Genomic DNA, 22,143 nt, shown 5'->3' with positions numbered 1-22,143 from the left:
CTGCCCCCGCGGTTCACAGGGTCACGGGCGCCCGTCGGCGCCGCACTTGATGATGGGGCGGATGCAGTCGTTGACGCGGCGCTCCATCTCGGCCTGCGGCCAGGCGTTGAAGAAGTCGCCGTGCATGGTGAACCCGCCACCGGACGCGAGCCGCAGCCCGGCCGTCGAGCCGTTCACCGGGTAGCGCAGTACCTGGCGCAGCTTCGGCACCGGCACCGGGTGGGTGGACGGGCAGTCGCCGTTCACCGGGTACGCCATGTGGCTCTTGTGGTCCGGTGAGTCCAGGTCCCGCCCGTTCCAGCACTGCGGGAAGTCCAGGTAGGACTCCAGCATCGACCCGGTCGGGCAGGTGATGAAGTCGTGCCCGGAGCCGGCGTCCCCGGCGTGCAGGCAGGACCAGCGGGAGATGGTGTTGTCGTTCGGCCCGGTCGCCCGTGCGTTACCGGCCACGATGCGCAGCCCGAACGGCAGCGGCTGGATGCGGGCGATGACGTCGTCGCGAACGCCCTCCCCCAGGTAGTAGAAGGTGGTCCCGGTCGGTTCGACCGGCTGGTTGTCCTTGTACAGCGTCGGCACCCAGTACGACGACTTGTCCGTGGCCGGGTTGCAGGACGTCGGCGAGTTCACCAGGTCCTCGACGGTGGTGTGCGCGTTCGTCACGGTGGCACCGAAGAAGCTGTGCATGTGCGAAGCGCCCGGCAGGTTCGGGAACACGATCGGGTCGTCGGGCAGCCGGTGCGTGAACGGGCAGTCCGCGAGGAACTCGGCCACCCGGACGATCGGCCCGCCACTCGGCGTCCCGGCGTACACCTGGAACTCGAACAGCGAGGCTCCCCACTGGGTGGCCCGCTGGGTGACCAGCACCCGCACGTACCGGCCGGTGCCGGTGACGGTCAGGTTCTGCTCACCGCCGGTGCCGTTGGTGGTGGTGTGGATCGTGGTCCAGGTGCTCGCGTTCGCGGACGTCTGCAGCTGGAAGCCGCGCGCGTACGCCGCCTCCCAGCGCAGCACGACCCGGTTGAAGGTCTGGCTGGAGCCGAGGTCGACCTGCAGCCACTGGTTGTCGGAGAAGCCGCTGGCCCAACGGGTCCCGGCGTTGCCGTCGACGGCGGCCGACGCCGGGAAGGCGCCGCTCTCCACCGACGAGGCAACGGCCGGACGGCCCTGGGACAGCAGGGTTTCGGCGGCCTGCGCGGGCCTGCTGGTGCTGACCAGGTAGGCCCCGAGCAGCGCCAGCAGGGCGACGGTGAGCGTGCCGAGCCGGATGACGGTACGAGATGGTGCGTTCATCGGAGCTCCTCGCTTCACCGGTAGACGCGCACGTAGTCGACGAGCATGCGGGCCGGGAACGGCGTACCGGCGTTCGGCGGGCCGGGCCAGTCACCGCCGACGGCGAGGTTGAGGATGATGTAGAACGGGTGGTCGAAGACCCACGGACCCCGGGTCGCCTCCACCTGGGCTTTGTCCAGCGTCACGACGGGCCGGCCGTCGAGGCTGAAGACGATGCCCTTGCTGTCCCAGGCGGCCGCCCAGGTGTGGAAGTCGTCCGACAGATCGGCCCCGTCCGGCAACGTGTACGAGCCGCCGACTCCGCCGGCGCCGTTGTAGGCCGGGGCGTGCACGGTGGAGTACGAGGTCTTCACGTCCTTGCCGAGCACCTCGAGGATGTCGATCTCACCGTTGTACGGCCACGGACGGCCGGTCAGGAAGTCCGCGCCCATCATCCAGAACGCCGGCCACAGCCCGGCGCCCTTCGGCACCTTCACCCGGGCCTCGATCTTGCCGTAGGTGGTGGTGAACTTGCCGCTGGTGTTCATCCGGTGCGAGGTGTACTGGCAGGTGCCGCTGCCGGTCAGCGGGTCGGTCGGGCAGGCCGAGCCGGGCGTCGCCTCCTTGCGAGCCTCCATCACCAGGCTGCCGTTGCCGTCCATCGCGGCGTTGTTGTTGTTCGTGTAGTACTCCAGCTCGTTGTTCGGGCCGGTGCCGGGATCGATCGTCCACTTCGCCGGGTCGGGCTTGGACCCGGCCGCGCCGTTGAACTCGTCGGACCAGATCAGCTGCGGCGGGTTCGCCGGGTCACTGGGCGGGGCCGGCGGCGTGGTCGGCGCACCTCCGGTGCCGTAGACCTGGAACTCCCACAGCGAGTACCCGTACGGCGTGTTCCGCTGCGTGCCGTACATCCGGACGTACCGGCCGGTCCCGCTGACGGTCAGCGTCTGCTTGAAACCGGGGCCGGTGGTCGTCGAGTAGATGGTGGTCCAGTTGGTCGCGTCGTTCGAGACCTGCAGCTGGTACGCCTTCGCCGAGGCCGGGTCCCACTGCAGCACGACCTTGTCGATCTGCGCGGTCGCGCCGAGGTCGACGTAGATCCAGCCCGGGTCGACCCAGCCGGAGTCGGTCGCGGTGGCCCAGCGGCTGGCGGGGTCGAGGTCGAACGCACGGGCCGGCGTGCACTCCCAGCAGTTGCTGTCGTGCTGCTGCGTCGAGGCGACGCCCGGCTTGTTGTACGAGAGCAGCCGGCTGCCCGGATCGGGGCCGGGGCCACCACCAGTGGTCCCGAACACCTTGAACTCCCACAGCGAGTAGCCCCACTGGGTCGCCCGCTGAGTACCGAGCACCCGCACGTAACGGCCTGAGCCGGTGACGTTGAGAGTCTGGTTGCCACCGGCACCGGCGGTCGTGCTGTAGATCGAGCTCCAGTTGCTGCCGTCGGCAGAGGTCTGGATCTGGAATGCGGTCGCGTACGCCGACTCCCAGCTGAGCGCGACCTGGCTGATGGTGACGGACTGACCGAGGTCGACCTGCAGCCACTGCGGGTCGGCGAAGGAGCTTGACCACCGGGTGCCGGGGTCACCGTCGACGGCCGCGGACGCAGGGAAGGCGACGCTCTCGGACGAGGACGCGGTCACCGGCTTGCCTTGGGACAGCAGCGGGTCGGCGGCGTCCGCGGGCGGGGCGACCAGGAGGGCGAGCACGAAGCTCGTCGCGAGCGCGACCAGGGTTGCTGCTCTGAGGCGCGCGGAAGGGCGGGATCTACGCATGGGCATCTCCAGGGGGCGGGCAGGAAGAGTGCGAGGGAACGTTCCCTGAGTCTGAGAGTTGCCTGCTCCGGGAACGGTGTCAAGGGCTCGCCCGGAACCCGTCGCCGGGGGTGCGCCCGGCCGCGCGGTGCTTGACAAGGTTCCGGAACCGCCGGGATGCTCGTGCGTGGGGAACGCTCCCCTGTCACCGCCGAGGGGGTGCCCGTGAGACGACCGACGCTGCACGCGGTCGCGGCCCGGGCCGGCGTCTCCAAGTCGAGCGTGTCCCGGGTGATCAACGGCGAGCCGACGGTCGCGCCGGAGATCCGGCAGATCGTGATGGCCGCGGTCACCGAGCTCGGCTACGTGCCGAACGGCGCGGCCCGCAACCTGGTCACCCAGAAGACGAACACGATCGCGATCATCGTCTCCGACCCGCCGGCCGGGCTGGCCTCCGACGACCCGATGTTCGCGATGGTGGTTCGCGCCGCCAGCCGGCAGCTCGAGGCGGCCGGCAAGCAGGTCTCTCTCGTGCTCGCCGGGTCCGACGAGAGCCGCAAGCGCGTCGAGCAGTACCTCGCCGCCGGCCACGTCGACGGCGCGATGCTGGTCTCGATGGACGGCGCCGACCCGTTGCCCGCGGTGCTGGCCCGGACCGGGCTGCCGATCGTGTCGCACGGACGGCTGTCCACGCCGGGGCTGATGCCGTGGGTCGACAACGACAACCTCGGCGGGGCCCGGCTGGCCGTGCGGCACCTGCTGGACCAGGGACGGCAGCGGATCGCGACGATCTCCGGGCCGCTCGACATGACCGCCGCGCAGGACCGGCTGACGGCGTACCGGGAGACGCTGAAGGACACCGGGCGGCGATCGATCGTTGCCCTCGGCGACTTCACCCGGATCTCCGGGGCGGAGGCGATGCGGCAGCTGCTGGACGACGATCCCCAGCTGGACGCGGTGTTCGCCGCCAACGACCTGATGGCGATCGGCGCGCTGCGCACGCTGCGCGAGGCCGGCCGCCGGGTGCCCGACGACGTCGCGGTGATCGGGTTCGACGACATCGAGGCCGCGCTCTACACCGCACCGGCGCTGACCACGATCCACAGCCCGATGGGCGAGCAGGCGGCCCGAACGACCCGGCTGCTGCTCGACCTGATCACCCACGGCAGCGCGGACTCGGTCACCCTGCCGACCGAGATCGTCGTGCGCGAATCGGCGTAGGCAGTTGCTGGTAGCAACAGGTCAGGTGAGCTCTTCCAGGCCGTGCGCGACGATCCGCTGCCTGAGCCAGCTCAGCTCCGCGGCGATGCCCTCGGCCAGCTCCTGCTGGTTCGTCGGACCGTCGGGCAGGATCGACCAGGCGTAGGTTTCCGACTCCAGGTGGTGCGTCAGTGGATGGGGACCGCCGACCAGGTGGTTCAGGCAGTCCTCGAGTACGCCGGTCGTGCTGGTCAACGGCGCTCTGGGCGGCGCGTGGACCGGGACGTGGAAGTGCACCCGCCAGGCGGCATGGCCGGAGAGCTGGTCGGCCTGGTCGAGGTTGTCGACGCCCGGGCCGCCCCACTCGCGGGTCTGGTGCAGGAACTTGGGCTCGGCGAACTCGTTCAGCAACCGTTGCGCATCCTCATCGCGGGGATCGGGGACGTGCAGGGCGGCTGACAGCTGGCTTCGCACGATCTCCACCCCGGCGGCCTGCGCGACGGCGAAGCTCGCGGCCGGGTCCTCGAACTGGACCGCCAGGTGACAGGTGTCCAGGCAGAGCCCGATCAGCGCCGAACCGGCGTACGGGGTGAGCCAGTGGGTGGCCTGCGGAACCATCTCGAGCACGCAGCCGGGCTCGGGTTCGAGGGCGATCCGGATCCGCCGGCCGGCGTTCGTCCCGACCTGGGCGAGCCGGACCTGGAGCCGGTCGAACGCCTGCCGCGCGACCGCGTCCCGCCGGCGCGACCACGGGAAACGCCAGGCCAGCGGCGGCGTCGAGATCGACCCGTACGCCGCGTCGGTGGGCATCAGCTTGGCCAGCACCTCGATCAGGTCGAGGGTGTAGCGCAGACGCTCGGGCTGGGTCCAGTCCGGGAGGTACACCTGCTGGCCGACCACCTTGGCCCGGAAGTCGGCGTACGGGAGGCCGTTCAGCATCACGACCTCCAGGGCGTTCCGGCCGAGCGCTCGACGTAGGCGGTTCAGAGCGGCCGGGGAGTTCGCGAGCTGGTCGGCCAGTTCGTGCGCGAGCCACAGACCGATGCCGAGAACCGGGACGTCGAGTGCTTTGCGGACCAGCGACGAGCACCCGTCGAGCTGGGCGATCACGCCGTCGAGATCCTCGGCGGGATGCACGTGGGTGGAGTACGCGAGGTGAACGGTCGATCCGTCGGGATGCCGGAACCTCATGACCGGGCGCCCCGCAGCGCCGAGCGACCGGCGGAACCCCTGCGTCGACGCATGCGCGACTCCTCACCGTCGTGCCACGGAAAGTAGTCTGGGGCGGACAGTCCGTGACAGAGCGGCTACTTTAGAGTGCATTCCGGCAGGAGGGAAGCACCTGTTGACGCGGAGTCAGCGCAGGGTCACGACTCGCGCGGCTCCGCCACCGGATCGGCGTTCTCCTCGCCCGAGGCCAGCCGCTCCGGTCCCGCGACCAGGTCCCGCGAGCGGTCCGCCACCGCCATCGCCGCCAAGGCCGTCGTCAACGGCACGGCCGCGATCAGCCCCAGGCTGCCGACCAGGCCGCGCACGACCTCGATGGCGACCATCTCGGTGGAGATCAGGTAACCAGCCTTCGTCCCACTGATCGCGAAGACCATCAGGATCGGCAGGGCTGCGCCGGCGTACGCGAGCACGAGGGTGTTCACCACCGAGGCGACGTGCGCCCGGCCGATCCGCAGGCCCGCGCCGAACAGGGCGGCCCGGCTCGCCGCCGGGTTGGCCGCGGACAGCTCCCAGACGGCACTGGCCTGGGTGACCGTGACGTCGTCGAGCACGCCGAGCGCGCCGATGACGATGCCGGCGACCAGCAGGCCGGCCAGGTCGAGGTCGGGCACGTAGGCCTTCACCACCGAGGCGCCCTCGGAGCCCAGGCCGGACAGATCGCTGAACTTCACGAACGCCCAGCCCAGGAACGCGGTGAGCCCGAGCGCGGCGATCGTGCCGGCCAGCGCCACCGAGGACTGCGCGTTGACGCCGTGGGTGAGGAAGAGCGCGATCACCATGATCACCGCGCCTCCGACCACCGCGACCAGCAGCGGGTTCGAGCCTTTGAGAATCGCCGGCATGATGAACTGCGTCAGCGTGACCCCGGTGACGCCCAAGGCGATCAGCGCCGCGAAACCCCGCCAGCGCGACAGCACCACCACCGCGACGGCGAAGATCCCGGCCAGCAGCAGCAGCGGCCGGCCGCGGTCGTGGTCGACGTACTGGTAGCGCTCGGTCAGCGGTGCACCGTCCTGAACGCCGAGCAGGACCTTGTCGCCGACCTCGATCGGAATCGCCGCCTGCTTGCCCTTCGGGACCTCGACCGGAACCTCCCGGCCCTTGTCGGCCTCCGGACCGGAGTCGATCCGGACCGTCGCCTGGTCGCAGTCGGCGGGCGTCTCCGGGCACGGCTCCAGCTTCTGCACCGTGCCACCGGCGCCGGTGGAGTGCGCCGACTGGACGACGAGGTCGCCGCCCGGCCACATCACCACCATCGCGATCACCGCGGCGGCGATCAGCGGCACCAGCAGCGCCGCCACCACGACCCGGACCCGGCGGGCGACCACCGCGTCGCGGTCCACCACCGAGGTGTCGAGCACGTGCTCCCCGCTGTCCGCCCAGCCGCCGTGGCCGTGGCCGTGCCCGTGACCGGTGGGAATGCTGATCCGGCGGCGCCGGTTCCCCTTGGTGTCGGCTCGCCTGCGCCCTGCCGCCCGCCTGGCCATCGGTTTCACTCCCTGTTTTGACAACCATCTCCGATTAAATGAAAATGATTGTCATGAGATCTGGTTTTCGTGCTGTCACCGCCGGCTTCGCCGCCTTGGCCGTACTCACTCTTGCAGGTTGCGGTGGCGACGCCACCGACAGCTCCGGCGGTAGCGGTGACAAGCTCGACGTGGTCGCTTCGTTCTATCCCCTCCAGTTCATCGCCCAGCAGGTGGGGGGTGACGCGGTCGAGGTGACCACGCTCACCGCGCCCGGCGTCGAGCCGCACGACCTCGAGCTCACTCCCAAGCAGGTCGGCAGCATCACCGACGCGAAGCTGGTGCTGTTCGAGAAGGGCCTGCAGCCGGCCGTCGACGAAGCCGTCGCGCAGAACGCCGAGCAGGCCGGCTTCGACGTCGCCCCGGCGGCCACCCTGGAGGCCACCGGCGCTCACTTCGAGCACGAGGAGGAGCACGCGGAAGAAGCCGGCACGGACAAGCACGAGGAAGAGGGCGGCGCGGAGGAGCTCGACCCGCACTTCTGGCTCGACCCGGTCCGGTACGCCGCGGTCGTGCAGGCCGTCACCGACAAGCTGGCCGAGGTCGACGCCGCGCACGCGGACGGTTACCAGGAGCGCGGCAAGGCCCTGGTCGACGAGGTCACCAAGCTCGACACCGAGTACAAGACCGGTCTGCAGTCGTGCAAACTGAAGACGTTCGTGACGAGTCACGAGGCGTTCGCCTACCTCGCGAAGCGGTACGGTCTGCAGATGGTCGGCATCGCCGGGTTCACGCCCGACGCCGAGCCGGCCCCGCAGCGGATCAAGGAGGTCCAGGACATCGTGCGCAAGCAGCAGATCACCACGATCTTCTACGAGGAGCTCGTCAGCCCGAAGGTGGCCCAGTCGATCGCCCGTGACCTGCGCGTGCAGACCGCGGTGCTGAGCCCGATCGAGGGCTTGTCGGACGCGAACTCGCAGGAGACCTACCTGACCCTGATGCGGGAGAACCTCTCCGAGCTCCGGAAGGCGAACAGCTGCGCGTGACGTCACCCGACCCCTCCACCGTCCGTGGCCCCGAGCGGGCCGCGGGCGGTGCCGCCGTACCGAAGGCCGTCCAGGTCGCCGATCTGTCGGTGGACCTGGGCGGCCGGCTCGTGCTGCGCGGCATCGACCTGCAGATCCGGCCGGGTGAGGTGGTCGCCGTGCTCGGTGCCAACGGCTCCGGCAAGTCCACCCTGGTCCGGACGATCGTCGGCCTGCTGCCGGCCGCCCGCGGCGAGGTCCGCCTGTTCGGCACGCCGGTCCCCCGGTTCCGCCAGTGGAGCCGGATCGGGTACGTGCCGCAGCGGATCACCGCGGCCGGCGGCGTACCGGCGACCGTGGCCGAGGTGGTCACGTCCGGCCTGCTGTCGAAGCGGCGCTGGTTCCGCCCGTTGACCGCTGCCGGCCGCGCTGCCGTCGACCGTTCGCTCGAGCTGGTCGACATGGCCGACCGGCGCAAGGACGCCGTCGCCGAGTTGTCCGGCGGGCAGCAGCAGCGGGTGCTGATCGCCCGCGCGCTCGTCTCCGACCCCGAGCTGCTCGTGCTCGACGAGCCGACCGCCGGGGTCGACCTGGCCAGCCAGGACATCTTCGCCGACGCGATCCGCGAACGCGTCGCCCGCGGCACGACCGTGATCATGGTCAGCCACGACCTCGGCCCGATGGACGCGCTGATCGACCGCTCGATCGTGCTGCGCCGCGGCCGGATCGTGTACGACGGCCCGCCGCACGCCTCGCAGACGCACGCCCACGTCCACCCCCACCCGGTGGAAGACGAACCGGGATGGCTGACATGACCCTTTTCGAACTCGAGTTCATGCAGCGGGCGTTGATCGCTGGGCTGCTGACCGGGTTGTCGGCGCCGGCGATCGGTACGTACCTGGTGCAGCGCCGGTTGTCGCTGATGGGGGACGGGATCGGCCACATCGCGATCACCGGGGTCGCGCTCGGGCTGCTCACCGGGACCGCCCCGGCCCTGACGGCGATCCTGGTGGCGATCGCCGGAGCGACGGCGATCGAGCTGATCCGGGCCCGCGGCAAGGCCAGCGGCGACGTCGCGCTCGCCCTGCTGTTCTACGGCGGCATCGCCGGCGGTGTCCTGCTCATCGGCCTGGCCGGCCAAGGCGCCGCCACGCTGAACACGTACCTGTTCGGCTCGCTGACCACCGTCTCGCCGTCCGATCTGTACGTCGTGGTCGGGCTCGCCGTCGTCGTCCTGGTGGTGGCGGTCGGCCTGGGCCCTCAGCTGTTCGCGGTCTGCCAGGACGAGGAGTTCGCCCGGGTCACCGGCCTGCGGGTCCAGCTGCTGAACCTGCTGATCGCGGTGATGGCCGCGGTCACCGTGACGGTGGCGATGCGAACCGTCGGGTTGCTGCTGGTCAGCGCGTTGATGGTGGTCCCGGTGGCGACGGCGCAGCAGCTGACCCGCTCGTTCCGGACCACGTTCATGACCGCGTGCGGCATCGGCGTCTTCGCCTGCCTGGCCGGCATCGTCACGTCGTACCACGCGGACGTCGCGCCCGGCGCGACCATCGTCGTGCTGGCCCTGGCGTGCTTCGTGGTCGCCGCGGTCACCGGCGCCCTGCTCCGCCGGCGCCGCAGCACCCGCGCCCCGCTGGCCGACGAGGAGCCCGAGGTCGGCGTGCCCGGCCCCGAGCCGCACGTCGTCACCGACGAGCACCCGCACGCGCACAGTCAGCGCTGCGGCCACCCCAAGGTCGAGCACGGCGACCATGTCGATTACGTGCACGACGGTCATCTGCACGCCGCGCACGGCGACCACTGGGACGAACACTGACGGCCGGTCCACGAGTTGGGGCGGTCTGAAACAATGGCGAGTTGCCGGGCAGAATCGGCGATCGGACGACAGGAGGAACGGTGGCCATCGGAACGAGGTCGACCCGTCAGCGCGCGGCGGTGGCGTCGGCGCTGGACAACCTTGACGACTTCCGGACGGCCCAGGAGATCCACCAGGAGCTCCGGTCCTCCGGCGAGGCCGTCGGCCTGACCACGGTCTACCGCACCCTGCAGGCGCTGGCCGACTCCCACGAGGTCGACGTCCTGCGCACGGCCGACGGCGAAACGGCGTACCGCCGCTGCTCCAAGGGGCACCACCACCACCTGGTCTGCCGCAACTGCGGCCGCACGGTGGAGGTGGAGGGCCCCGCCGTGGAGCGCTGGGCCGACAAGGTCGCCGCCGAGCACGGCTACGCCGACATCAGCCACACCCTCGAGATCTTCGGCACCTGCAAGGACTGCCGGACCACCACCGGTTAGGCGCGTTCCCCCTCGTCGAGGTTCAGGGTCTCGGCGGCGATGGTGGTGGTGTCGCCGTGGCCCGTGTGGACGACAGTGCCGGTGGGCAGGGTGAGCAGGCGTTCGCGGATGGACTTCAAGATGGTCGGCTTGTCGCTGTAGGAGCGGCCGGTGGCGCCGGGGCCGCCGTGGAACAGGGTGTCGCCGGTGAAGACGGCCTCCAGCTCCTCGGCGTACAGGCAGGTCGAGCCGGGGCTGTGGCCGGGGGTGTGGATCGCCGTGAGGACCGTGCCGGCGACCTCGAAGGTGGTGCCGTCGGTGAGGTCGTGGTCGGGCGACTCGGCGTACAGGGTGGACCACAGCATCTGGTCGGCGGAATGGAGCCAGACCGGGCACTCGAGGGCGGCCTGGACGTCGCCGACGGCGTTGATGTGGTCGTTGTGGCCGTGGGTGCAGACCAGCGCGACCACCCGCCGGTCGCCGACCGCGTGCAGGATGCGTTCCGCGTCGTGAGCGGCGTCGATCACCAGCACCTCGTGGTCGTCGCCGACCAGCCAGACGTTGTTGTCGACGTCCCAGGTGCCGCCGTCCAGGCTGAACGTGCCGGACGTGACCAGGCGCTCGATCCGGGCCGGCATCAGAACACCACCACCGAACGGAGGACGTCGCCGTGGTGCATCTTGGTGAACGCCGCCTCGACCTCGTCCAGCGCGATCGTCTCCGACACGAAGCGGTCCAGCGGCAGCCGGCCCTGCAGGTGCAGGTCGATCAGCATCGGGAAGTCGCGGCTCGGCAGGCAGTCGCCGTACCAGCTGGACTTGAGTGAGCCGCCGCGGCCGAAGAAGTCCAGCAGCGGCATGTCGAGGCGCATGTCCGGCGTCGGCACACCGACCAGGACGACGGTGCCGGCCAGGTCGCGGGCGTAGAACGCCTGCTTCCAGGTCTCCGGGCGGCCGACCGCGTCGATCACCACGTCCGCGCCGAAGCCGCCGGTCAGTTCCTGCACCGCCTCGACCACACCGTCGTGGTCCAGACCGGTGGAGTTGACGGTGTGGGTCGCGCCGAGCTCCTGGGCGACGTCGAGCTTGCGCTGATCCAGATCCAGCGCGATGATCCGGGCGGCCCCGGCCAGCCGGGCGCCGACGACGGCCGCCGTACCGACGCCGCCGCAGCCGATCACCGCGACGGTGTCGCCGCGGCCGACGTTGCCGGTGTTCACCGCCGCACCCAAACCCGCCATCACGCCGCAGCCGAGCAGGCCGGCCACCTCGGGCTTCGCGGCCGGGTCCACCTTGGTGCACTGCCCGGCGGCGACCAGCGTCTTCTCGGCGAACGCGCCGATGCCGAGCGCCGGCGACAGCTCGGTGCCGTCGGCAAGCGTCATCTTCTGCTCGGCGTTGTGGGTGTTGAAGCAGTACCACGGCCGGCCGCGTTGGCAGGCGCGGCAGGTGCCGCAGACGGCACGCCAGTTCAGGACGACGAAGTCCCCGGGCTGGACCTCGGTGACACCGTCGCCGACGCTCTCCACGATGCCGGCCGCCTCGTGGCCGAGCAGGAACGGGTACTCGTCGTTGATCCCGCCCTCCCGGTAGTGCAGGTCGGTGTGGCAGACGCCGCACGCCTGGACCTGGACCACCGCCTCCCCCGGGCCGGGATCCGGAATCGTGAGCTGCTCGATCGTGACCGGGGCACCTTTGCTCAGGGCGACGACTCCACGCACTGTCTGGCTCATGGTCCCGACGCTAGCCAACCCGGCCAGCTCCCGTCTGCCCCCTGCCGCGCGTCGCGACGGGGAAATTCCGTTCCCCCGCGCCGCCCGTACGCCGGTCCGCGGCGCCCGGCGGACCTGGGCGGACGCGACCGGTGGACGCGGCCGTGTCCACCGGTCGGGGGACAGCCGGTCCGTCGTCCGGGGCTCATGCTCGACGGCCCGCCGGAGCGAGGCTGGAGCCATGACCGACAACGACTTCGCAGTACAGGTGCGTGGCCTCGTGAAGCGCTACCCCGGCAAGGTCGCCGTCGCGGGCGTCGACCTCGACATCCGGCCAGGCGAGGTGTTCACGCTGCTCGGCCCGAACGGCGCCGGCAAGACCACGGCCGTCGAGATCCTGGAGGGCTTCCGCCGGGCCGACGAGGGCGAGATCCGGGTGCTCGGGGTCGATCCGGCCCGCGGTGACCGGCACTGGCGGGCCCGGCTCGGCATCGTCGCCCAGAGCTCCCGCGAGGAGGCCGAGCTGTCGGTCGCCGAGCTGCTGCACCACTTCGCCGGCTACTACCCGAGCCCGCGCGATCCCGACGAGGTGATCGCCGCGGTCGGCCTGGAGGACAAGCGCCGGACCCGGACCCGCAACTTGTCCGGCGGTCAGCGCCGCCGGCTCGACGTCGCACTCGGCGTGGTCGGCGACCCGGACCTGCTGTTCCTGGACGAGCCGACGACCGGCTTCGACCCCGAGGCGCGGCGGCAGTTCTGGACCCTGATCGAGAACCTGCGGACCCAGGGCACCACGATCGTGCTCACCACCCACTACCTGGACGAGGCCGAGTACCTGGCCGACCGGGTCGGCGTGATCGCCGACGGGCGGATGCTCGAGGTCGCGACGCCCGGCACGCTCGGCGGTCGCGGCGCCCGCACCGCGCGAGTCTCCTGGCTGGACGCCGACGGAGCGCACGAAGTACGGACCGACGAGCCGGCCGCGGAGGTCGCGCGGCTGATGCGCCGGTTCGGTGGCGAGGTCCCGGAGCTGCAGGTACGCCGGCCGAGCCTGGAAGACATCTACCTGGACCTGATCGGCGCCGCCGAGGCCGCGCCGGCACCCCTCGAAGGAGCAGTTCGATGAGCACCCTGACGCCCACCCGCCCGCTGCCGTCGCCGCTGCGGGTCGGGATGTCCAGGATCGGGCTCGAGGTGAAGCAGTTCTTCCGGGAGAAGGAGCAGCTGCTGTTCACGTTCTTCTTCCCGATCATCTTTCTCGGCATCTTCTCCGCCGTCTTCAGCGACAACGGCTTCGCCGAGGGCGTCGACGCCGCCACCTACTTCACCCCGGGCATGATCGCGTCCGGCATCTTCCTGAGCAGCTTCCAGTCGCTCGCGATGACGATCGCGATGGAGCGCGACGAGGACCTGCTGAAACGGCTGCGCGGTACGCCGATGTCGCCGCAGTCCTACTTCATCGGCAAGATCGGGCTGGTGCTGGTGACGTCGGTCGCGCAGTTCGGGCTGCTGCTCGTGATCGCCGGTCTGCTGCTCGGCGTCGACATCCCGTCCGAGCCGGTCAAGTGGCTGCACTTCCTGTGGATCTTCGTGCTCGGTGCGGCGTCCGGATCGGTGCTCGGCATCGCGTTCTCGGCGGTGCCGAAGTCGGGCAAGGCCGCGTCGGCCGTGGTCACCCCGGTCGTCCTGCTGCTGCAGTTCATCTCCGGCGTCTACTTCGTCTACAGCAGCCTGCCGCAGTGGATGCGGACGGTGGCCGAGGTGTTCCCGCTGAAGTGGCTGGCGCAGGGTATGCGGTCGGTGTTCCTGCCGGACGGCTTCAAGGCCACCGAGCCGGGCGGGTCCTGGCAGCTCGGCACCGGCGCCATCGTGCTGTCGCTCTGGCTGGTCGTCGGCCTCGTCGTTGCCCAGCGCGCGTTCCGCTGGACTCGCCGGGACGCGGGCTGATGCTCGCGGCCTCCGCCCTCGGAGCCGTGCGTCGGGCGGTCGGTGACCGCCTGACGCGGTCGTGGCGGAAGATGGGAACCATGCAGGTATCTCCGCGGGCGGACCAGTCGGTCTGGATCCGGACGCTCCTCGGCTGGCACGTGGTGTTCTACACGCTGCTGGCCGTGGTCGCGCTGGCCGCGGCGACCTCGGACCTCAGCTCCCAGCGAAAGACCGCGTACCTGATCCTCGTGGCCGTGCTGGCGCTGGCGTACCGGTTCATCGCCATGCCCGCGATGACGTCGCGCAACGTGCTGCGGTCCAACCTGTACCGGTTGCTGATGATCGGCTGCATCGCCGCCGCGGTGGCGATCTACCCGCAGTCCGTCTTCATCCTGTTCATCGTCTCGCCGCAGATCTGGCTGCTGAGCCAGCGCACGCTGGACGCGATCGTCCTGAGCCTGCTCCTGCTCGTCGCCGTCGGCACCGCGCAGCTCTGGGCGGCCGGCTGGACGACCGACGCCTTCTGGAACATCCTGCCCTGGATGCTGATCAGCCTGGCGGTCAGCTCGCTGATGGGGACTTGGATCGATCGGGTGATCAGCCAGAGCGAGCAGCGCGCCGAGCTGATCGAGCAGCTGGAGGCCGCCCGGGACGAGCTCGCCGAGGCGCACCACACGGCCGGCGTGATGGCCGAGCGGGAGCGGATGGCGCGCGAGATCCACGACACGCTCGCCCAGGGCATGACGAGCATCGTGATGCTGGCGCAGACCGCCGCCGTGGAGCTGCAGCGCGGCGGTACGGCGTCCGCGGCGACCCGACTGGCCGCGATCGAGGACACCGCGCGGGAGAACCTCGCCGAGGCCCGCGCCCTGGTCGCCGCGTTCACCCCGGTCGCGTTGGCGGAGGCACCGTTGGCCGACGTGCTGCGGCGGCAGGCCGAACGATTCGCCGCGGAGACCGGCGTCGACGTCCAGGTCGCGCTCGACATGCCCGACGAGGAGGTCGCCGCGTTGCCGCAGGGCCAGCAGGTGGTGCTGCTCCGGGCCGCCCAGGAGGCGCTGGCGAACGTCCGCAAGCACGCCGGCGCGACCTCGGTGCTGATCACCCTGACGATGGCACCCGACGGCGTCCGGATCGAGATCAGCGACGACGGCAGCGGCTTCGTCACCGCCGCGCCGGTCACCGGGTACGGTCTGGCCGCGATGCGCGGACGGGTCGAGGAGTCCGGCGGCACCGTGCAGGTCGACAGCGCACCCGGGCGTGGGACGCGGGTGCAGGTCCTCATTCCCTCGACTCAGGAGAAACCGTGACGGCCACCGTGCGCGTCCTGGTGGTCGACGACCACCCCGTCGTTCGTTCCGGGCTGATCGGCATGCTCGCCGTCACCGACGACATCGAGGTGGTCGGCGAGGCCGGCGACGGCGAGGAAGCCGTCGCGCTGGTGGCGTCGACCCGGCCGGACGTCGTCCTGATGGACCTGCGGATGCCGCGCCGCGACGGCGTTTCCGCGACCGGCGCGATCGTGTCGGGCCATCCGGCGACGAAGGTGCTGGTGCTGACGACGTACGACACGGACTCCGACATCCTGCACGCGGTCGAGGCCGGGGCGGCGGGCTACCTGCTCAAGGACACGCCGCACGCCGAGCTGCTCGACGGGATCCGGGCCGCGTCCCGCGGCGAGACCGTGCTCGCGCCGCCGGTCGCGGCCCGGTTGATGTCCCGGCTGCGGACGCCGGCGGCACCGGCCGCGGTCCAGCCGTCGCCGCGGGAGCTGGAGGTGCTGGCCGCGGTCGCGCGCGGGCTGAGCAACGCGGAGATCGGGCGGGAGCTGTTCATCGGCGAGGCGACGGTGAAGACGCATCTGCAGCGCCTGTTCAGCAAGCTCGACGTGGACGACCGCACGCGTGCGGTGACGGTCGCGATCGAGCGGGGATTGTTGCCTTCGCCAAGGAACCGCTGACGCTTTCGTCGCCGCGTCGCGCGTCGCCGTGCAGCAGCGCGTCGTTGGATTTTTCCAGGCAGCGCTGGACCTCTGGCCCGACCTGCGGGGTGGCCCGTGCCCGCCTCGGCGTCTCGGCCTGGTTCGCTCGACCCGGTTGGTCGTCGCCGGCGGCGTTCACCGTCGGGTCAGCGGGTGACCTCGTTGGGCACCGCGCCGCCGTAGCGCCGGTCGCGCTGCGCGTAGATCTCGATCGCCCGCCACAGGTCGCGCCGGTCGAAGTCGGGCCAGAGCGTGTCCAGGAACACCATCTCGGCGTACGCGAGCTGCCAGACCAGGAAGTTCGACGTCCGCTGCTCCCCCGACGACCGGACGAACAGGTCGACCTCGGGGATGCCGGGGGCGTACAGGTTGCGCGCGACCGTCGCCTCGGTGATCCGGTCCGGCTTGATCCGGCCCGCCGCGACGTCGTGCGCGATCGCCTTCATCGCGTCGGCGATCTCGGCCCGGCCGCCGTAGTTCACGCAGAACTGCAGGGTGATCGTGGTGTTGTCCTTGGTCCGCTCCTGGGCGTACTCCAGCTCGTCGATCACGCTCTTCCACAACCGCGGCCGCCGCCCGGACCAGACCACCCGGACCCCCATCGCGTCCAGCTCGTCGCGGCGCCGGTGGATCACGTCGCGGTTGAACCCCATCAGGAACCGGACCTCCTCCGGCGACCGGGCCCAGTTCTCGGTCGAGAACGCGTACGCCGAGATGTACTTCACCCCGATCTCGATACCGCCCTTGATCACGTCCAGCAGCGACGCCTCCCCGGCCTTGTGCCCCTCGGTCCGCGCCAGCCCGCGCGCCTTGGCCCACCGCCCGTTGCCGTCCATCACGATCGCCACGTGCTGCGGCACCAGCTCCGCCGGCAGCACCGGCGGCCGAGCCCCCGACGGATGCGGCTCCGGCGCGACCACCTCCCCCCGACGCTTCGACTCCTGCACCCGACGACGACCCAGTGGCGACATACCCCGAAGTTTCTCTCATCCTCACCGGGCTCACCGCACCCACCCTCACCATGCCGTGCCCAGCCCCACCCCCCCGCTGCAGCAACCTGCACCCTGTGGACAACCGCCCCACCCGACCACCCTCCGTATGCCACGCTTGTACCGCCTGCAACACCCACCGAACTGGAGCCCACCCGCATGACGCCCCGACCGGCCTTCATCGCAGCCACCGCCCTGCTCACACTGGCGTCCTGCACCCAAACCCGAAAGCCGGCCAACCAGACGCCACGCCCGCTCCCACCAGCCAGTCCCCCAGCCCTTCCGCGCCGTCGACTGCAGCCTGGGCGCCGGCGGAGCAGGAGGCGATCAACAAGGCGAAGGCCGCCTACGCGACCGCCCGGGCCGCAGCCGGTGCCGCGCTGCGGGATCCGAGCAAGGCCACTCGGGGCGGCTTGGAGAAGGCAGGCAACGGTGGGACGTGGGTGATCGCGCTCGCCGGCCAGGTGGACTTCCAGCTGAGCCACGGGTGGTACCAGACCGGCGACGCCAAGATCGTCGAGACCAAGGTCCAGTCGGTGAACCTGGACCTCGAACAACCAGAGGTACGCCTCACCAGCTGCATCGACAGTTCGACCCTGATCACGCGCTACGTGTCGAACGGCAAGCCGATCCCGGAAGCGGGGAGCGACGGCAAGCGGCGGCAGTTCCAGTCGAAGCTGGTGTTCGCGCCGCCGGCCGGCAGCCAGGTGAAGCGGTGGTTCTTGGTGGAGGAGAAAGCGGTCGGGTCATGCTGATACGGCCGCTTACTGCGTGGCCACGCTTCCTGTTGCTCTGCACTTGTGCGGCCGTGTTCTTGGCAACGCTCTGGGCATCGCCGGCCGGGGCGACGCCGCCCAAGCCGCCAGGTGACTACGAACTCCGGTGCAACCCGTACAGCGGTGTCTGCATCTGGGTCCTTCGCTCGGCTGTTGACGACCCGGGCAAGAAGACGACTGCTCCCGCTGAACCGGTCCGCAAGAAGGCCAAGCCGACCTGCCAGCTCAACGGCGCCCCGCAGGCCTGCACCTCACAGCACGGCAACTGGTCGAACAGCCAACAGTGCTACATGCAGCGGGTGACCCCACCGCCCCCTGCCTCTGATCCCATTTGGCAGGGCCGAACGGACGGCTCCGTGTGGGCATGCGTTCGCGAACAGGGCTATGACGAGGGCCGGCACCTGGTCACACGATTCATCTGGCTCCCGGGCGAGCCCGACACCGTCGTCGTCGACCCACTCACGCTGGTCTACCGGGCAGTTGCGTCGATGCAGCTCAGCAAGCCGCAGGTGCGGACTGCGCCGGGGGCTGGGCAAGTCGGGCTGGTGAACATGCCTGTTTGGTTGTGGGTGGAGAAGTCGGAGCGCACCTGGGGGCCGATCACGCGGCAGGCGAGTGTGCCGGGGTTGACAGTGGCGGCTACGGCGCAGGTGAAGGCGGTGAACTGGTCCCTGGGCGACGGGAAGACGCTGCGCTGCGAGGGCGCTGGTACGGCGTACGACAAATCGTTCGGGATCAAGGACTCGCCGGACTGTGGGCATCGGTATGTGAAGACGTCGCGGCAGCAGGCGGACTGTCGGTACACGGTGAGCGCGACGGCTCAGTGGGACATCCGGTGGCAGAGCAGTTCAGGTGACACCGGACAGATCTCCATGACGCAGCAGGCGGCGACGCAGCTGCGGATCGGTGAGGCCGTGCCGGTGCTGGTCGATCCGGATGCGGCCGAGGTGGCGGGCGCCGCAGGGCAGGGCCGGAGCTGTTGAAAGAGGGACGAGGCTCGGCTCGGAGCGCCGGGTGAGCGAGGGACTGCTGATTAGACTCCCAGGTATGGCCGGACCTACGACCGATGCGCGGATCTACCTGCTGGCTGCGGGCGAGCGGCAGGTCGCGCCCGGTGGGCCCGCTGTGGTGGGGCCGGACGGGGTGCGCGAAGAGATTCCCGTGGCGGTGTTCGAGGCGGTTCGGCAGGTGGTCGAGGTGCTGCGGGCGGGCATGGCGGTGAAGGTTTCGCCGTTGCGGCCGGAGTTGCCGATCGACGAGGCGGCGGACGCGATCGGAATGGCACCGGACGACCTGCGGGCGTACGCGGCCGAAGGCGCGATCCCGTTCCGGTCCTCGGAGTCTGTCCACTGGGTACGCCTGGCGGAACTGGTCGCCTGGGACAACGATCGTCGGGCGAGGCGAGCCGAGGGTATCCAGGCCATGCTGGACGAAGACCCGTGGGACGCCCCGGACGAGGACCGCCCGCGCCCATGACCGCCTCCGAGCCGCTCCCCCCTGGGCGGCCGGAACGGGCGTTCCTGGACGCCAACGTTATCCGTGGGCAGCTGACCAACGACATCCTGCTGTCGATGGCGGCCCGCGACGTCTTCGAGCCTCGCTGGTCGCAGCAGGTTCTGGACGAGATGCGGCGCAACCGGCCGCCGGGCGTGCCGGGGGACAGGATCGACAAGCGCATCACCGCGATGAACAGGTATTTCCCGCGAGCCATGACGAGCGGTCACGAAGGTCTGGCGCTGCGGATGCAGGCCGACGACAAGGACAAGCACGTGCTCGCCGGCGCTGTGCACAGCGGTTCGGAAGTGCTCGTGACCGACAACGTCAAGGACTTCCATCCGCCTTCGACCGGGCCGGACAAGATGCGGGTCGAGAAACTGTCGCGGTTCCTCAACCGCAAGCTGGAGGAGAACCCTGGGCGGGTGCAGTCGGCCCTGCAGGACCTCGTTCGGCGCAACCAGCGTGATCCGCGGACCATGTCGGCGCTGATCGACAAGATGGCCGGACAGCCCGAACTCCGCGCCTTCGCGCAGAAGCTCAACTCGGTCGTGCCACCGGATCAGCGGGGTACCGCCGAGGTCCTCACTGCGAACCAGCGCCGGTCCGCTCAGTCGATCGCGCTGGACGGCATGGCCGACGCCCGGGGAGCTGTCGCCTCGCGGCCCATTGCGGCGACCGGCCAGCAGAAGAACTCACCGTCGATTCCTCAGCGCGACCCGTACCACGACCGCTGATCCGATCGAAGCATTTCGAGACCAACGCACGGGCTGTAGGCGCACGCCGCCGGCGGTGCTCCAGTCGGACGAGCGGTGCAGACGGCAAGCCCGCGCGGGGAGGTCAGTTGGTTTCGGCGAGGGGGAGGGTGGTGGGTGGGGCGGTGGTGAGGTCCAGGTGGGGTAGGGAGCGGAGCTGGCGGTCGAGGTGCCAGGCGACGAAGGCGGCGACCAGGGTGTCGGCTTCGCGGCGGGTCCGGGGGTCGGTGCGTTCGGCGGTGGGCCAGTCGCCGGTGAGCAGGGCGGCCAGCAGGGTGATGGTGGCGGGGGCCGGCATCGCGGAGGCGGGTGGGCGGCAGGTGGTGCAGACCATGCCGCCGGCGGCGGGGTTGAAGGCCCGGTGCGGGCCTGGTTCGCCGCACTTCGCGCAGTCGCCGAAGGACGGGGCGTAGCCGGAGATGGCGAGCGAACGCAGCAGGAACGAGTCGAGCACCAAGCGGGGTTCGCGCTCCCCCGTGGACAGGACCCGAAGCGCGCCGGCCAGCAGCAGGTGCTGCTGGGTGGCGGGTTCCTTCTCCTCCACCACCAGACGGTCAACGGTCTCCAGCAAGACGGTGCCGGTGGTGTAGCGGGCGTAGTCGCTGACGATGCCCTCGCCGTACGCCGCGATGGAGACGGCCTGGGTGACCACGTCCAGCGAGCGACCAGTGGCGAGCTGCAGGTCCACGTGGCTGAACGGCTCGAGCCGGGCACCGAAGCGTGACGACGTCCGGCGCACGCCCTTCACGACCGCGCGGAGCTTGCCGTGGGTGCGGGTGAGCAGCGTGGCGATGCGATCGGCTTCGCCCAGTTTCTGGGTTCGCAGCACGATGGCTTCGTCACGGTAGAGCGGCACCCCGTCAGTCTCTCAAATGATCGACGGAGACGACGGGGGGCCGGGCTACCACGCGCCGCGTCACGGTCGGCCCACCGCGGTACGACGGTTCAGCCGGCGGCACAGGCCGGCGGTCGTGCGATGGCCGCTGCCTTGCTCTTGACCGGCGGCCGGTTGTAGGCGCAGTGCAACAGACGGCTGCCGTCGGCGGCGTACGCGTCCAGCCCGACGGCCAGGTTCTCGACGAGGCCTTGCTTGCTGACCGGTCCCGGCGCGCCGTACTCCGCGTGGGCGAGGGTCCACCCGGGCATCGCCGCGAGCCGGTAGACGCGTGCCTCGTGCTTGAAGGTCCCGTGGTCGCCCTTGACGGTGTAGACCGCCCGCTGGACCTCGCCCCGGATGAGCATGCTCGACTCGAGATTCCTGCCCACGCCCGAGGTCGCCGGTCCGACCCAGCCACGGCTCCGCTCGGCCGCCTTGACGACCGCGGCGTGCACCCAAGTTTCCGAAGCCGGCGCCCCCGTGGCCTGCCACCTGGTCCGGTCGTGGCGGAACCACCGGTGCGCAGACACCTTGAACCACTGGTTCGCGGCGATCACCGGTACGGGCGCCGCCTCGACCGCGTCGACAGTGACGGGTTGCTGAGCGATCGCAGGTTCGGTACCGCGGTCGGACGGCACGATCGCCACCGTCCCGGCGACGACCGCGACGGTGGCGGCCGCCGCGGCTCCGCCCACGGCGATCCGGTGGCGGACGCGGCGCCGGCGGCCACCGGCGACCACGGTCGCGGAGTCCAGGCTCACCGACTCCGCCTCGAGCCGCCGGAAGGCCTGCTCGAGCTCGGCATCGTCGAAGTCGCTCGGGCGCTGATCAAGACTCATGCCAATTCTCCTGACGTGATGGTGGAGGAGAGTGCTCCAGAACGCCGCAGCTTGTCGCGTCCACGCGCGAGGGTGCTCTTCACGGTGCCGGGCGCGATCCCGACGATGCGGGCGGTTTCGGCCTCACTGAGGTTCTCGACGTACCGCAGCACCACGACGGTGCGTTCGCGCCGGGTCAGACCGGCCAGGGCCGCCAGCAGATCCAGCCGCTGGGTGACGGCCACCGCCGGGTCCGCGACGGACGAGACCGAGCGCACGCCGAAGTCGGCCTCGCCGACGGTCGCGAGCGGTACCTCGCCACCCGACCTGCGGCGCCAACCCATCCGGCACTCGTTCACGACGGCCTGCCGCACGTACGCGAACGGATCGGCCAGCCGGATCCGGCCCCACCGCACGTACGCCTTCTCGAGCGCGGTCTGCGCGATGTCCCGGGCCAGCTCGCGGTCCCCGCAGAGCATGTGCGCGATGTGCATCAGCCGGGCGGACCGTGCCGCCACGAAGGCCGCGAAGTCCTCGTCCTGATCGACTCGCTGGGGCATTCGACCTCCCGGTTGCTGAACAGTGCAGGCTCAAGATG

Annotated in this window: 23 protein-coding genes; 13 read left to right on the top strand and 10 right to left on the bottom strand. The window is 70.6% G+C overall.

Going from position 1 to position 22,143, the window contains the following annotated elements:
• Nucleotides 1-21: 21 nt before the first annotated feature.
• Both KFLA_RS12195 and KFLA_RS12190 read right to left on the bottom strand, forming a co-directional pair.
• A complete protein-coding gene (locus KFLA_RS12195) occupies nt 22-1,290 on the bottom strand; it encodes a DUF1996 domain-containing protein (protein ID WP_012920094.1) in 1,269 nt (422 codons plus the stop codon).
• 14 nt (nt 1,291-1,304) lie between these two features.
• Nucleotides 1,305-3,041: a discoidin domain-containing protein gene (locus KFLA_RS12190; RefSeq protein WP_012920093.1), complete on the bottom strand. Its 1,737-nt coding sequence runs from the start codon at nt 3,039-3,041 to the stop codon at nt 1,305-1,307.
• A gap of 204 nt (nt 3,042-3,245) precedes the next feature.
• Between KFLA_RS12190 and KFLA_RS12185 the strand changes: the two genes are divergently transcribed.
• Complete coding sequence (locus tag KFLA_RS12185; protein ID WP_041289288.1) at nt 3,246-4,241, top strand: LacI family DNA-binding transcriptional regulator; 996 nt, start codon at nt 3,246-3,248, stop codon at nt 4,239-4,241.
• A gap of 21 nt (nt 4,242-4,262) precedes the next feature.
• Here KFLA_RS12185 and eboE read toward each other — a convergent pair whose 3' ends face one another.
• Together eboE and KFLA_RS12175 are read right to left on the bottom strand one after the other, a co-directional pair.
• Nucleotides 4,263-5,411, bottom strand: a complete 1,149-nt coding sequence (gene eboE / locus KFLA_RS12180) for a metabolite traffic protein EboE (RefSeq protein WP_012920091.1) — start codon at nt 5,409-5,411, stop codon at nt 4,263-4,265.
• Nucleotides 5,412-5,587: 176 nt separating this feature from the next.
• Nucleotides 5,588-6,937, bottom strand: a complete 1,350-nt coding sequence (locus KFLA_RS12175; protein WP_012920090.1) for a YibE/F family protein — start codon at nt 6,935-6,937, stop codon at nt 5,588-5,590.
• Between the two features lie 53 nt (nt 6,938-6,990).
• Here KFLA_RS12175 and KFLA_RS12170 point away from each other — a divergent pair, with 53 nt between their 5' ends.
• From KFLA_RS12170 to KFLA_RS12155, 4 genes are all read left to right on the top strand, one after another.
• A complete protein-coding gene (locus KFLA_RS12170; RefSeq protein ID WP_041289287.1) occupies nt 6,991-7,962 on the top strand; it encodes a metal ABC transporter substrate-binding protein in 972 nt (323 codons plus the stop codon).
• Nucleotides 7,959-8,756: a metal ABC transporter ATP-binding protein gene (locus tag KFLA_RS12165; RefSeq protein WP_012920088.1), complete on the top strand. Its 798-nt coding sequence runs from the start codon at nt 7,959-7,961 to the stop codon at nt 8,754-8,756. The genes KFLA_RS12170 and KFLA_RS12165 overlap by 4 nt, the downstream gene beginning before the upstream one ends.
• On the top strand, nt 8,753-9,757 hold the full coding sequence (locus KFLA_RS12160; protein WP_012920087.1) for a metal ABC transporter permease: 1,005 nt from the start codon (nt 8,753-8,755) through the stop codon (nt 9,755-9,757). Before KFLA_RS12165 ends, KFLA_RS12160 begins: the two co-directional genes overlap by 4 nt.
• Before the next feature lie 80 nt (nt 9,758-9,837).
• The gene (locus KFLA_RS12155; protein ID WP_012920086.1) at nt 9,838-10,236 is read left to right on the top strand and encodes a Fur family transcriptional regulator; all 399 of its coding nucleotides are present in this window, start codon (nt 9,838-9,840) and stop codon (nt 10,234-10,236) included.
• Here KFLA_RS12155 and KFLA_RS12150 read toward each other — a convergent pair.
• Both KFLA_RS12150 and KFLA_RS12145 read right to left on the bottom strand, forming a co-directional pair.
• Nucleotides 10,233-10,853, bottom strand: a complete 621-nt coding sequence (locus KFLA_RS12150; RefSeq protein ID WP_012920085.1) for an MBL fold metallo-hydrolase — start codon at nt 10,851-10,853, stop codon at nt 10,233-10,235. The genes KFLA_RS12155 and KFLA_RS12150 overlap by 4 nt on opposite strands.
• A complete protein-coding gene (locus tag KFLA_RS12145) occupies nt 10,853-11,947 on the bottom strand; it encodes an S-(hydroxymethyl)mycothiol dehydrogenase (RefSeq protein ID WP_012920084.1) in 1,095 nt (364 codons plus the stop codon). The genes KFLA_RS12150 and KFLA_RS12145 overlap by 1 nt, the downstream gene beginning before the upstream one ends.
• 220 nt (nt 11,948-12,167) lie before the next feature.
• Here KFLA_RS12145 and KFLA_RS12140 point away from each other — a divergent pair, with 220 nt between their 5' ends.
• The 4 genes from KFLA_RS12140 to KFLA_RS12125 all read left to right on the top strand — a co-directional run bounded on the left by KFLA_RS12140 (nt 12,168) and on the right by KFLA_RS12125 (nt 15,815).
• Nucleotides 12,168-13,052, top strand: coding sequence for an ABC transporter ATP-binding protein (locus KFLA_RS12140; RefSeq protein ID WP_012920083.1), 885 nt, complete (start codon nt 12,168-12,170; stop codon nt 13,050-13,052).
• A complete protein-coding gene (locus KFLA_RS12135) occupies nt 13,049-13,873 on the top strand; it encodes an ABC transporter permease (RefSeq protein ID WP_012920082.1) in 825 nt (274 codons plus the stop codon). The genes KFLA_RS12140 and KFLA_RS12135 overlap by 4 nt, the downstream gene beginning before the upstream one ends.
• A gap of 80 nt (nt 13,874-13,953) precedes the next feature.
• On the top strand, nt 13,954-15,165 hold the full coding sequence (locus KFLA_RS12130) for a sensor histidine kinase (protein ID WP_237706783.1): 1,212 nt from the start codon (nt 13,954-13,956) through the stop codon (nt 15,163-15,165).
• On the top strand, nt 15,162-15,815 hold the full coding sequence (locus tag KFLA_RS12125) for a response regulator (protein ID WP_012920080.1): 654 nt from the start codon (nt 15,162-15,164) through the stop codon (nt 15,813-15,815). The genes KFLA_RS12130 and KFLA_RS12125 overlap by 4 nt, the downstream gene beginning before the upstream one ends.
• Before the next feature lie 167 nt (nt 15,816-15,982).
• Here KFLA_RS12125 and KFLA_RS12120 read toward each other — a convergent pair whose 3' ends face one another.
• Complete coding sequence (locus tag KFLA_RS12120) at nt 15,983-16,807, bottom strand: isoprenyl transferase (protein WP_012920079.1); 825 nt, start codon at nt 16,805-16,807, stop codon at nt 15,983-15,985.
• Nucleotides 16,808-17,268: 461 nt separating this feature from the next.
• Between KFLA_RS12120 and KFLA_RS12115 the strand changes: the two genes are divergently transcribed.
• From KFLA_RS12115 to KFLA_RS35510, 4 genes are all read left to right on the top strand, one after another.
• Nucleotides 17,269-17,580, top strand: a complete 312-nt coding sequence (locus KFLA_RS12115; protein WP_012920078.1) for a hypothetical protein — start codon at nt 17,269-17,271, stop codon at nt 17,578-17,580.
• Between the two features lie 59 nt (nt 17,581-17,639).
• A complete protein-coding gene (locus KFLA_RS12110) occupies nt 17,640-18,584 on the top strand; it encodes a hypothetical protein (protein WP_148256614.1) in 945 nt (314 codons plus the stop codon).
• Between the two features lie 64 nt (nt 18,585-18,648).
• Nucleotides 18,649-19,077, top strand: coding sequence for a hypothetical protein (locus tag KFLA_RS35515; protein ID WP_049797319.1), 429 nt, complete (start codon nt 18,649-18,651; stop codon nt 19,075-19,077).
• Entirely contained in the window at nt 19,074-19,832 is a 759-nt protein-coding gene (locus KFLA_RS35510) for a PIN domain-containing protein (protein WP_012920075.1), read from the top strand. Before KFLA_RS35515 ends, KFLA_RS35510 begins: the two co-directional genes overlap by 4 nt.
• A gap of 103 nt (nt 19,833-19,935) precedes the next feature.
• Here KFLA_RS35510 and recO read toward each other — a convergent pair whose 3' ends face one another.
• The 3 genes from recO to KFLA_RS12085 form a co-directional block, all read right to left on the bottom strand.
• The gene (gene recO / locus KFLA_RS12095; protein WP_012920074.1) at nt 19,936-20,706 is read right to left on the bottom strand and encodes a DNA repair protein RecO; all 771 of its coding nucleotides are present in this window, start codon (nt 20,704-20,706) and stop codon (nt 19,936-19,938) included.
• 89 nt (nt 20,707-20,795) lie between these two features.
• Nucleotides 20,796-21,566 carry a hypothetical protein gene (locus KFLA_RS12090; protein ID WP_012920073.1) on the bottom strand — a complete coding sequence of 257 codons (771 nt, stop codon included), beginning with the start codon at nt 21,564-21,566 and terminating at the stop codon, nt 20,796-20,798.
• Nucleotides 21,563-22,105: a SigE family RNA polymerase sigma factor gene (locus tag KFLA_RS12085; RefSeq protein WP_012920072.1), complete on the bottom strand. Its 543-nt coding sequence runs from the start codon at nt 22,103-22,105 to the stop codon at nt 21,563-21,565. The genes KFLA_RS12090 and KFLA_RS12085 overlap by 4 nt, the downstream gene beginning before the upstream one ends.
• Between the last annotated feature and the right edge of the window lie 38 nt (nt 22,106-22,143).

Source organism: Kribbella flavida DSM 17836 (assembly GCF_000024345.1).
In the GTDB taxonomy this organism is placed as follows: domain Bacteria; phylum Actinomycetota; class Actinomycetes; order Propionibacteriales; family Kribbellaceae; genus Kribbella; species Kribbella flavida.
The sequence above is the reverse complement of the archived record's forward strand: the minus strand, read 5'-3'. Positions and strand labels throughout refer to the sequence as shown.